Below are 12,038 nucleotides of genomic sequence, written 5' to 3' on the forward strand. Positions count from 1 at the left end.
TGTTGTGGAGGGTGCAGCCGTCTCAGGTTGCACTGAAGAGACATCCTGACCGAGGTTCATGCGTCGGGTCTTGTCACGATCGCCGATTGCCGCTTGGGTTTGCACGACCCAGGCATCAGCAAGCGGAATGAGTGGCGAGGCGTTCACCGCGCATGAGCATCAATTTCAAGATCAAGTGTCAAAAGGGCGTTTAGTGGATGCCTAGGCATGTAGAGGCGATGAAGGACGTGGCACGCTGCGATAAGTCTCGGGGAGTTGCGAGCAAACTTTGATCCGAGAATATCCGAATGGGGAAACCCACCTTTACGGACCCTGGCGGTCGTTCGGTCGAGCAATCGGCCGGCCGATCACCAGAGTTCGTGTGAGGTATCTAAATCTGAATACATAGGGTTTAGAAGCAAACCCGGGGAACTGAAACATCTAAGTACCCGGAGGAAAGGACATCAATTGAGACTCCGCTAGTAGTGGCGAGCGAACGCGGATCAGGCCAGTGCTCTTATCAATCGAAGTGGAACCGTCTGGAAAGTCGGGCCGCAGTGGGTGACAGCCCCGTACACGTCAGTGAGATAAGAGCCTCGAGTAGGGCGGGACACGTGAAATCCTGTCTGAACATGGGGGGACCACCCTCCAAGCCTAAGTACTCCTACATGACCGATAGTGAACCAGTACCGTGAGGGAAAGGTGAAAAGCACCCCGACGAGGGGAGTGAAACAGACCCTGAAACTGGACGCCTACAAGCAGTCGGAGGGCGCAAGCCTGACGGCGTACCTTTTGTATAATGGGTCAGCGACTTTGTCTCTCGAGCAAGCTTAAGCCGGTAGGTGTAGGCGTAGCGAAAGCGAGTCTGAATAGGGCGACTGAGTTCGAGGGATAAGACCCGAAGCCGGGTGATCTAGCCATGAGCAGGTTGAAGGTGAGGTAACACTCACTGGAGGACCGAACCCACGTCTGTTGAAAAAGACGGGGATGACTTGTGGCTAGGGGTGAAAGGCCAATCAAACCCGGAAATAGCTGGTTCTCCGCGAAATCTATTTAGGTAGAGCGTCTCGTGAATACCCATGGGGGTAGAGCACTGGATGGGCTAGGGGGTCCCAACGACTTACCAAACCTAACCAAACTCCGAATACCATGGAGTAATACGAGGCAGACACACTGCGGGTGCTAAGGTCCGTAGTGGAGAGGGAAACAGCCCTGACCGCCAGCTAAGGTCCCTAAGTTATCACTAAGTGGGAAACGATGTGGGAGTGCTTAGACAACCAGGAGGTTGGCTTAGAAGCAGCCATCCTTTAAAGAAAGCGTAACAGCTCACTGGTCAAGCGCTCCTGCGCGGAAAATGTAACGGGGCTTAAGTGATACACCGAAGCTGCGGGCTCAACTTTGTTGAGCGGTAGCGGAGCGTTCCGTAGGCCGATGAAGGCAGACCCGCGAGGGCTGCTGGAGGTATCGGAAGTGAGAATGCTGACATGAGTAGCGATAAAGGGGGTGAGAGACCCCCTCGCCGAAAGTCCAAGGGTTCCTGCGCAATGCTAATCAGCGCAGGGTTAGTCGGCCCCTAAGGCGAGGCAGAAATGCGTAGTCGATGGGAAGCAGGTTAATATTCCTGCACCGGCGGGTAGTGACGGATTCCGGAAGTTGTCAGTCCTTATCGGATTGAGCTGGCAGCCAAGGCGTCCCTGGAAATAGCTCCCGCGTTAGACCGTACCCGAAACCGACACAGGTGGACTGGTAGAGCATACCAAGGCGCTTGAGAGAACTATGCTGAAGGAACTCGGCAAATTGCTCCCGTAAGTTCGCGAGAAGGGAGCCTGGCGCTGCGCAAGCAGTGTCCAGGGGCACAGACCAGGGGGTGGCGACTGTTTACTAAAAACACAGGGCTCTGCGAAGTCGCAAGACGACGTATAGGGTCTGACGCCTGCCCGGTGCCGGAAGGTTAAAAGGAGGAGTGCAAGCTCCGAATTGAAGCCCCGGTAAACGGCGGCCGTAACTATAACGGTCCTAAGGTAGCGAAATTCCTTGTCGGGTAAGTTCCGACCTGCACGAATGGCGTAACGACTTCCCCGCTGTCTCCAGCATAGACTCAGCGAAATTGAATTCTCCGTGAAGATGCGGAGTTCCCGCGGTCAGACGGAAAGACCCCGTGCACCTTTACTACAACTTCACAGTGGCATTAGCGATTATTTGTGTAGGATAGGCGGGAGACTTTGAAGCCATGGCGCCAGCTGTGGTGGAGTCATCCTTGAAATACCGCCCTGATAATTGTTGATGTCTAACCGCGGCCCATGAACCTGGGTCCGGGACCCTGTGTGGTGGGTAGTTTGACTGGGGCGGTCGCCTCCCAAAGAGTAACGGAGGCGCGCGATGGTAGGCTCAGACCGGTCGGAAATCGGTCGATGAGTGCAATGGCATAAGCCTGCCTGACTGCGAGACTGACAGGTCGAGCAGAGTCGAAAGACGGCCATAGTGATCCGGTGGTCCCGCGTGGAAGGGCCATCGCTCAACGGATAAAAGGTACGCCGGGGATAACAGGCTGATGATGCCCAAGAGTCCATATCGACGGCATTGTTTGGCACCTCGATGTCGGCTCATCGCATCCTGGGGCTGGAGCAGGTCCCAAGGGTTTGGCTGTTCGCCAATTAAAGCGGTACGTGAGCTGGGTTTAGAACGTCGTGAGACAGTTCGGTCCCTATCTGCCGTGGGTGTCGGAAAATTGAGAGGAGCTGCCCCTAGTACGAGAGGACCGGGGTGGACGTATCTCTGGTGGACCTGTTGTTGCGCCAGCAGCATAGCAGGGTAGCTATATACGGAAGGGATAACCGCTGAATGCATCTAAGCGGGAAGCCCCCCTCAAAACCAGTTTTCCCTTGAGAGTCGAGGAAGACTACCTCGTTGATAGGCCAGGTGTGGAAGTGTGGCGACACATGAAGCTGACTGGTACTAATTACTCGATAGGCTTGATCTTATGATGCTCATGCCCGGCGATCGCTTCGTCGGACAAAGCAAAGCAACACCTCAAAATACATCAGACATGTCTCTTCTTTTGGATCTAACGCGCTGACCGGGTGGTTATTGCAGGGGGACCGCACCCGTTCCCATCCCGAACACGGCCGTTAAGACCCCTAGCGCCGATGGTACTGCGTCTTAAGGCGTGGGAGAGTAGGTCGCTGCCCGGTCTGCCCGTTAGATCCCCCTCCATGACAATTCACAAATCAACCGTCGCTTTCGCGGCGGTTTTTTTGTGCCCGGATTCCGGAGTTTCGCCGGCTCAGAGCGTCATCGGGGCGTCAGACATGCGGTTTCAGGCGCGTTCGCGCAGCCACAGGCTGGCAATCACCTTCACGCCATGGGTCACCGGTTCGCCGGTGTGGAGCGTCGCTTTGTCGCCCTGGCCGTCCGCCGTGACATTGTCGAAACTCAGAGCCGAACCGCGTCCGCCGGTCCAGGCAATGTCGAGCCGCGGAAACCGTGTGGCGCCGCCTTCGAATTCCGAGTTGAGCCGGATCAGGCTTGTCGCGACCCGCTGGCCGCGCCGGCCCATGGGGGAGGTCTCTGTGCCGGCCGCCTGGACGATGAAGTCGAAATGAGCGCGATATTCCTCGCCAGGCCGGTAGGCCAGCACGGCGAGCGGCTCGCCTGTTTCGACGGGCCGGCCGGCGAGGGCCGCCATGCGTGCCTTGATGGCCAGGCTGACCAGGTCCATGGCCTGCTCCGGCATCGCGGCGGTCAGCGAGCTGCGATAGGGGTCACGGCGCATCTGGCCGGTTGCGGGGTCATGAATCTCGGCCGGACGCAGCAGCGGCGAGGCGCCCACTGTCAGGTAATCGCACACAGCGCCGGGCAGGACCTCTGTCCAGCTGGCGATCCGCGGTGCTTCATTCAGAAGCGTATCCGGTGCCGGTACGGCGCAGACCGTGCGGGCGAGACCCTCCAGCAGTCCGTCTGGATCCGCTGGCGGACTGGACGGCGTGTTAATGAGGGGCAGCGCGGCCGCGCTCTGCACCAAGGCCTGGGCCATGGGATGACCGGACTGCACGAAGCCCTCCGACGCATCTCGCGCCGCCGGCGATACGGCGCCGCTGTCGCAGCCCAGCCGCAGCAGGGCGGCGATCGCCAGTCCGGAGCCGCTGCCTGCGGCGCGCTCCAGCCAGGCGGTTCCGGCCTCGGTTTCGCCACTCATCAGCGCCAGCAGCCCGAGCTCGGTCAGCGCCAGCCAGTCGCCGGCCTCGGCCTGGTCGTGGCGCTCGCACAGCGCCCGCCGCCAGTCGGCCTCGCCGGCATGGCCGGCGGCCCGGTAATAGGCGCGATGGCGATTGCGCATCATGGATGGTGGCATCGCCTCCATGGCCGCAAAGGCACGCGCCCTTGTCGATGCCGGGTCGGGCTCGTGTCCGCCCAGTTCCACCAGCAGGGTGAGGGCGGCCTCATCGCCATTCCGGGCAGCCCGGTCCAGCCGGTCGAGCGCCGCGCTGTAGCGGCCCTCCTGCCAGTCGCGCAGGGCGGTCGGAATGGGCGCGTCGGGATCTGAGGGAGTGTGTGTCATGGCAAGATGTTAGGCCATGATCCCGAACGCAGGTAAAGCGCAGCTGGCTGGTTGACGACACATCAGTGTCATCCTACATACGCGCCTCCCCACGGCACTCCGGTTCCGCGGGCCATCCTGATGCGGGGTGGAGCAGTCCGGTAGCTCGTCAGGCTCATAACCTGAAGGTCGTAGGTTCAAATCCTACCCCCGCACCCAAATTGATCGCAAGATCGGCGAAACTGAAAACGCCCCGGACGTCTGGTCCGGGGCGTTTTCGTTTGCGGTTGCAGGCTCGGCGGGGTGTTAGCCGACCTCGATCACGACCTTGCCGATGGCCTGGCCGCTTGTCAGGCGGTCATAGGCCTCACCGACCTGATCAAGGCCGAAATGCTGGTCGTCCAGCACCGGGCGCACGGCGCCGGCATCGACCAGTTCAGCGAGTTCGCGAAGGATCGCGCCATGGGCTGCGCGCTGGTGATCGTGCAGCATCGGGATCAGCATGAAGACGACATGCAGGGACAGGCCCTTGAAATGAACAGGCGTCAGGTCGAGCTCGACCATGGCCACCGTGCTGGCGACATGCCCGTTCAGGGCGGCGGCAGCAAAGGAGTTGGACATGTTCGCGCCGCCAACGGAATCGAACACCACGTCGAAGCCCGCGCCACCTGTATGCGCTTCCACATAATCGGAGACAGACTGTGTACGGAAATCGATCGGCCGGGCGCCGAGCCGGGACATCAGATCCATCTGGGCGTCGCCGCTTCCGGTTGCCGAGACTTCGGCACCGAAATGCCGGGCCAGCTGCACCGCGATATGGCCCACACCGCCAGCGCCGCCATGCACGAGGACGGATTGTCCGGTCCGCGTGCCGGCGCGGGTGAGGCCTTCATAGGCGGTGATGCCGACCAGCGGCAGGGCGGCGGCTTCGCGCATCGAGAGGGATTTCGGCTTGTGGGCGATCAGCCGGGCGTCGGCGAGCATGTATTCGGCAAGCGCGCCCTGCAGGTCGGCCAGGCCGCCTGCGCACCCGTAGACTTCATCTCCGGCCGCGAAGCCGTTGACGCCGTCACCGGCCGCGACGACCGTCCCGGCGAAGTCCATGCCGAGCACAGCCGGCAGATCAGGTGCCAGCGGCAGATTATCCTGGCCAAGCTGGCGTATCATTGTGTCCACCGTGTTCACACTCGTCGCGGAAATGCGAATGAGGACATGCCCGGGCCGGACTTCGGGACGGGCAAGGTCTGCGGTTTCGAAGGCGGCCTGTTCGCCATAGCTGTTGAGGATCATCGCTTTCATCGGGCAACTCCTTTGGATGAGAAACTGCCCCTGAAATACGCCCTGTCATCGCGAATAAAATTGGCCTGTCGGCGATTGGAGTATTCGTATTTTCAATACAATCTCGTCAATCCGCCTCACGCTCCCAGACAGGGGGCTTGCCCATTTTCTCGACCAGGTAGTCGATAAGGACGCGGACTTTCGCGGTCAGCACGTTCGACTTGGGATAGACCAGCCAGATCGCCGACTGGTCATCGACCTCGTAATCGGGCAGGACGCGGACGATCGAGCCGTCCTTGATGTCGGCGTGCACGCTCCACAGCGAATTGATGGAAATGCCCACCCCGGCCCGGGTTGCCAGCCTCATACTGGTGCCGTCATCGCAGATCACGCGGCTGCGCGTGTTCTCGGGCGGAAACCGGCCGGCCGGACCGTCTGCAAGCGACAGGAGGGTCTTGGATGACCCGCCCATGAAATGCAGCAGCCGGTGTCCGGCGAGATCCTCCGGCGTCGCCGGGCTGCCGAATTGCGCGATATAGCCCGGGGATGCGCACAGGATCCGTTTGTCATCGGCGAGCTTGCGGGCCCGCAGACTGCTGTCCTCGATCGCGTAGTTTCTCAGGGCGAGGTCATAGCCGCCCTCGATCAGGTTCATCGGGATGTCGGACAGTTTGAGCTCAAGATTGATCCCGGGATAGCGGTCGAGGAATTCCGGCAGTATCGGCACGATGTAAAGCTGGGCGAAGGTGCTGGATGCGGCGAAGCGCAAAGTGCCGGCGACATCGGGGCGTCCGTGTCCCAGGGCGGCCCGGGCGGCATCTTCCTGGGCCAGAATTTCGCGGGCGAACGGCAGGAATTCCGCGCCTTCCAGCGACAGGCTGACCTTGCGTGTGGACCGGTGGAGCAGATCGGCGCCGACCTGCTGCTCGAGTTTGGCCAGACGTGCGCTGGCGACAGCCGGGGACAGGCCCAGCCGGCGTCCGGCCCCGCTGATATTCAGCAGGTCGGCCGCGAGAACGAACAAGCGCAAACCATCAGTGTCCATACGATATTCGCTCCCCCGCGGTCCCGCGCCTAAAGCTCCGACAGGCTCAACTCCACCTGTTCCATGATCCGTTCGCGGACGCGGCTGCGCAGGTCGGAGTCCTTGGCCAGGTCGCCCCACATGGTGCGGTTCATGATGTGGCCGACGATGAGGGCGCCGAGCATCCGGGCGCGCAGTTCGGCGTGAGGGCCGGTCAGGGCGGCGGCAACGGGCCGGTCGCAACGTTCGAAGATCGTGTTGCGGACCATGTCCGCGGCGGTCGCCGAAGCGATCGAGTTGAGCATGATCAGGAAGTCCTCGACGGTGTTCTCGTCGTCCGGCTCCTCCACGATCATGTTGGCAATGCGCGTTGAGAGCGTCGCGATATCGCCGGTGAAGAGATCGCCGATGCGCTCGATCTTCTCCGGCCGGTTCAGCACCGCGGCGAACAGGTCTTCCTTCGAGCCGAAATAGCGGGAGACAAGGGCGGGGTCGACGCCGGCATCCGAGGCGATCTCCCGGATTCCCACCGTATCATAGCTGGCCTGGGCAAAGCGGCCGCGTGCGGCGGCCAGGATTGCGGCCTTGGTGGCTTCGGCATTGCGAGGCCGGGGTGGATAAATAGCTACCATGCGATTTTTTCTCACACTGCCGGGTTGTCATCACCTGTTGACTTACTACATTCCGGCCAGATTTACACTCGGAGGACGTGGCACCGCCGGCCCGGCGGCATGCGCGTCCGTTTTCGTCTGCGGGATTGATTCATGGCGCGCCTATTTTCCAACACCACCGGTGTCCTCCTTGTTTCGGCCATTCTCCTGACTGCCTGCGGCGGCGGGGAGCAGCAGGGCCAGATGCCGGCACCCCAGGTCGATGTCGCAACACCGCTCGTCGAGCAGGTTGCCGACTGGGACGAGTTTACCGGCCGTTTCGAGTCGCCGGAGCATGTCGATGTGCGGGCCCGTGTCAGCGGCTATCTTGAAGCCGTCCACTTTGAAGATGGGGCCGAGGTGGAGGCAGGGCAACGCCTGTTCACCATCGATGCCCGTCCCTTCCAGGCGGAACTGGCTGCTGCACAAGGCCGCCTGACCCAGGCACGCGCCGAATTGTCCCAGGTGCGCACCGACCTGGAACGCGCCGAACGCCTGATCGAATCGCGCACCATTTCCCAGGAGGCGGTGGACCAGCGCCGTACGGCGGTCAGCACGGCGCAAGCCGCGGTGGCGTCTGCCCGGGCCCAGGTCGAGGCGCAGCAGCTGAACCTGGAATTCACCGAGGTTACCGCACCGATCTCCGGTCATGCCTCGGCCCGCCAGGTCGATCCGGGCAATCTCGTCTCCGGCGGTAATTCAGCCGGCGATGTGCTGACCACGATTGTCAGCTCCGATCCGATCTATTTCGAGTTCGATGCCTCCGAAGCTGTCTTTCTGCGCTATCAGCGCCGGCGGGTCACGGACGAGGGCGCGCCGGTCGAGGTGCGTTTGCAGGACGAGACCGCCTTTGATCGCCGCGGTGAAATCGTCTTTGCCGACAACGCCATCAATCCGAATACCGGCACGATCCACATGCGCGCCAGCATTCCCAATCCGGACGGTCTCATCCGTCCGGGCATGCTGGGCACGGCCCGGGTACGCGGCAGCGCGCCCTATGAGGCGATGCTGCTGCCGCAGACGGCGATCCTGTCCGACGGCTCGCGCCGGATCGTCTATGTGGTGAACGACCAGAACATGGTGGAGACGCGCAATATCGTCCAGGGGCCGCTGAGCGGCAGCCTGCGCGTCATCCGTGACGGTCTGGAACCGGGAGACCGGGTGATCGTCAACGGACTCCTGCGGGCCCGTCCGGGCGCCGAAGTGGTGCCCCGGGACGCCGAGATCGCCCGTGCTGCTCCGGCCCGGGGCGGTGCCGCCTTCATTGAATCCCAGCCGGCCACGAGCGCCCAGCCCGTCGACTGATCCCGTCCACAGCTGCGCGGAAGAAAGCCTCCCTCATGCGCCTGTCCCATTTCTTCATCGACCGACCGATCTTCGCCCTGGTGATCTCGGTCATCGTCACGCTGCTGGGTGTCTTCGCCTATCCGCAGCTGCCGCTTTCGCAATATCCCGAGATCGCTCCGCCGACGGTGGCGATCACGGCTGCCTACCCCGGCGCCACCGCCGAGGATGTCGCCGAACAGGTCGCCGCGCCACTTGAGCAGGAGATCAACGGCGTCGAGGGCATGCTCTACATGACCTCCTCCTCGACAGCGGACGGCATGGTGCAGATCTCCGTTACCTTCCAGCCGGGCACCGATATCGATACCGCCCAGGTGAAGGTGCAGAACCGGGTCAACCGGGCCGAGCCGCGCCTGCCTGAAATCGTGCGTCAGACCGGCGTCTCGGTAGAGGCGCAGGCGACCGGCTTCCTGCTGATTGTGTCGCTGCGCTCGACGGACGGCACGCTGGATACCGACTATATCGGCAACTACGCCAACACCCGGGTGCGCGACCGCTTGCTACGCCTCGACGGTGTCGGCGATGTACAGGTTTTCGGTGCCGGCAATTATTCCATGCGGGTCTGGATCGATCCCGACCGCGCCGCCGCCCACGGCCTGACGGCCAACGATGTCGTCGCCGCCTTGCGTGAGCAGAATATCCAGGCCACCGGCGGTATTCTCGGCCAGCCGCCCTATGGCGCCGGCGATGCGCCCTCCTTCCAGGTGCCGGTACAGGTGCGCGGCCGCCTGATCGAGGCGGAGGAGTTCGGCAATGTCGTGGTGCGCCGGAGTGAAAACGGGGCCGTCACACGGCTGGAAGATGTCGCGCGGGTCGAACTGGGTACCGAGACCTATCTCGTGCGCGGCTATTTCGACCAGCGGCCCGGTGTCGCCATGGCGATCATCCAGCAGCCCGGCGCCAATGCGCTGAACACGGCCTCGGCCGTGCTCGAGGAAATCGAGGCCGCCGAGGCCGAATTCCCCGAGGGCATGGACTATATCATCCCCTACAACCCGACCGAATTCGTCGAAGCCTCGGTGCATGCCGTGCAACGCACGCTGATCGAGGCGGTTTTTCTGGTCGTGCTGGTGATCATCGTCTTCCTGCAGACCTGGCGGGCGGCGCTGATCCCGATCATCGCCATCCCGGTCTCCATTGTCGGCGTTTTTGCCGTGCAGGCGGCCCTGGGTTTCTCGATCAACTCGCTCTCCCTCTTTGCCATGGTGCTGGCTGTCGGCATCGTCGTCGACGACGCCATCGTGGTGGTAGAGAATGTCGAGCGCCTGATACGCGAGGGCAATTCGCCACGGATCGCGGCCCGCAAGTCGATGACGGAGGTCGGCGGTGCGCTGATCGCCATGTCGCTGGTGCTGATCTCGGTCTTCATTCCGACCGCCTTCATGGGCGGCATTCCGGGAATTTTCTATCGTCAGTTCGCCGTCGCCATCGCGACCGCCGCGATCATCTCGCTCGTCGTGTCGCTGACACTCAGCCCGGCGCTCTGCGCCCTGCTGCTGAAACCGCACAAGTCCGACGCCCATGACGCCCGGCCGGGCCCGCTGGCTCCGCTGCGCTTTGCGGCGCGACAGTTCAATAACGGTTTTGCATGGCTATCGGACAGTTATGGGGCCGTTGTGTCACGCCTTGTGCGCATGATTGTCATCGTTCTGATTGCCTATGCGGGCCTGCTTGCGCTCACCGGCTGGCGCCTGTCGGAGACCCCGACCGGTTTTATTCCGGACCAGGACCAGGGCTTCCTGATCGGCATTGTGCAATTGCCGCCGGGCGCGTCCCTTGAACGCACCGACGAGGTCATGGCCCGTGTCCAGAGCGCGGTCGCCGAGACCGAGGGCGTTGATGGCATGGCTGCGATTGTCGGCCTGGACGGGGCGACCTTCTCGCTCAACTCGTCCGGCTCGACCATGTTCATCCGTCTCGACCCGATTGACGAGCGGCAAGGGCATCCGGGCATGTCGGCGCAGGAATTGTCCATGCAGCTGACGGGCATGCTGGCCCAGATCGTGCCGGAAGGCCGTGCCTTCATCATCGCCCCGCCTCCGGTTCAGGGGCTGGGCAATGGCGGCGGTTTCAAGGTGATCGTGCAGGACCGCACAGGCCAGGGGCTGAACACGCTGGGCCAGGTGGCCTGGCAGATCATCGGCGCCGCCAACCAGGACCCGCGCCTGACCCAGGTCTTCACCGACTTCTCGACCGACTCGCCGCGCGTGCGTGTCGATGTCGATCGTGACCGGGCCCAGCGCCTGGGTGTCGATCCGGCATCGGTCTATTCCGCGCTCGGCACCTATCTCGGCTCGACCTATGTGAACGATTTCAACTATCAGGGCCGTACCTATCGTGTGACCGCCCAGGCTGAAGCCGAGGCCCGGGACGATATCGCCGATATCGGCCGGCTGCGGGTCAGCGGACGGGATGGCGAACTGGTGCCGATTGCCTCGGTGGCGTCGATCACCACGGAGTCCGGACCGGTCCGCGTCGTGCGGCACAACAACTTCACCGCCGTGGAAATCCAGGGCCAGGCCATGCCCGGCGTGGCCTCGGGCACGGCGCTGGATGCGATGGAGGAGATCCTCGAAGCCAACCTGCCGCCGGGCTTTGGCTATGAGTGGACCGAGATCGCCTACCAGGAAAAGGCGGCCGGCGATTCCGGCCTGATGATCTTCGCCTTCGCGGTGGTGTTCGTCTTCCTGGTGCTGGCGGCCCAGTACGAGGCCTTCACCTTGCCGTGGGCGGTGATCTTCATCGTGCCGATGTGTATTCTCGCGGCGATGGTCGGCATCAATCTGATGGGGATGGACAATAATATCCTCACCCAGGTCGGATTGATCGTGCTGATCGCCCTGGCGGCCAAGAACGCGATCCTGCTGGTCGAGTTTGCGCGCCAGGCCGAGGACGAGGCCGGCAGCGACCGCTTCAAGGCCGCCGCCCAGGCCGCCCGGATCCGCCTGCGGCCCATCCTGATGACCTCCTTTGCCTTCATTCTCGGCGTGACGCCTCTGGCATTCGCCCACGGTCCCGGTGCGGAAATGCGCCAGGCCCTGGGGATTGCGGTGTTCGCCGGGATGATCGGGGTGACCTTCTTCGGCCTGATCTTCACGCCGGTCTTCTACGTGGTCGGCCGCTGGATTTCGCATTTCCTGCCCAGGCGCGACCATGCGGCCTTGGACGCGGAGAGCTCGGACCAGGCCTGACCGGGGCGACAGGAAGGTGATACGGGAAAGGCCCG

6 protein-coding genes, 1 tRNA gene and 2 rRNA genes are annotated in these 12,038 nt (G+C 62.6%); 5 read left to right on the forward strand and 4 right to left on the reverse strand.

Annotated elements, in window-relative coordinates; genetic code table 11:
- Nucleotides 1-169: 169 nt before the first annotated feature.
- Nucleotides 170-2,959 (forward strand): 23S ribosomal RNA (locus ACXAJV_RS09055).
- Nucleotides 2,960-3,055: 96 nt separating this feature from the next.
- Nucleotides 3,056-3,170 (forward strand): 5S ribosomal RNA (gene rrf, locus ACXAJV_RS09060).
- A 125-nt stretch (nt 3,171-3,295) separates the two neighbouring features.
- Here rrf and ACXAJV_RS09065 read toward each other — a convergent pair.
- A complete protein-coding gene (locus tag ACXAJV_RS09065; protein ID WP_475084451.1) occupies nt 3,296-4,537 on the reverse strand; it encodes a prolyl hydroxylase family protein in 1,242 nt (413 codons plus the stop codon).
- A 121-nt stretch (nt 4,538-4,658) separates the two neighbouring features.
- Here ACXAJV_RS09065 and ACXAJV_RS09070 point away from each other — a divergent pair.
- Nucleotides 4,659-4,735 (forward strand) — tRNA-Met (locus tag ACXAJV_RS09070).
- A gap of 87 nt (nt 4,736-4,822) precedes the next feature.
- On the opposite strand, the gene ACXAJV_RS09075 is transcribed toward ACXAJV_RS09070, so the two are convergent.
- The 3 genes from ACXAJV_RS09075 to ACXAJV_RS09085 form a co-directional block, all read right to left on the reverse strand.
- Nucleotides 4,823-5,815 carry a zinc-dependent alcohol dehydrogenase family protein gene (locus tag ACXAJV_RS09075; RefSeq protein WP_475084453.1) on the reverse strand — a complete coding sequence of 331 codons (993 nt, stop codon included), beginning with the start codon at nt 5,813-5,815 and terminating at the stop codon, nt 4,823-4,825.
- 106 nt (nt 5,816-5,921) lie between these two features.
- Nucleotides 5,922-6,839 (reverse strand): LysR family transcriptional regulator, encoded by a 918-nt coding sequence (locus ACXAJV_RS09080; RefSeq protein ID WP_475084455.1) that lies wholly within the window; start codon nt 6,837-6,839, stop codon nt 5,922-5,924.
- Between the two features lie 29 nt (nt 6,840-6,868).
- A complete protein-coding gene (locus ACXAJV_RS09085; RefSeq protein ID WP_475084458.1) occupies nt 6,869-7,450 on the reverse strand; it encodes a TetR/AcrR family transcriptional regulator in 582 nt (193 codons plus the stop codon).
- Between the two features lie 132 nt (nt 7,451-7,582).
- On the opposite strand from ACXAJV_RS09085, the gene ACXAJV_RS09090 reads away from it, so the two are divergent.
- Together ACXAJV_RS09090 and ACXAJV_RS09095 are read left to right on the forward strand one after the other, a co-directional pair.
- On the forward strand, nt 7,583-8,773 hold the full coding sequence (locus ACXAJV_RS09090) for an efflux RND transporter periplasmic adaptor subunit (RefSeq protein WP_475084460.1): 1,191 nt from the start codon (nt 7,583-7,585) through the stop codon (nt 8,771-8,773).
- Between the two features lie 35 nt (nt 8,774-8,808).
- Nucleotides 8,809-12,003, forward strand: coding sequence for an efflux RND transporter permease subunit (locus ACXAJV_RS09095; RefSeq protein WP_475084463.1), 3,195 nt, complete (start codon nt 8,809-8,811; stop codon nt 12,001-12,003).
- The last annotated feature ends 35 nt before the right edge of the window (nt 12,004-12,038 follow it).

The organism is Maricaulis sp. ABE4_448 (genome assembly GCF_056160825.1).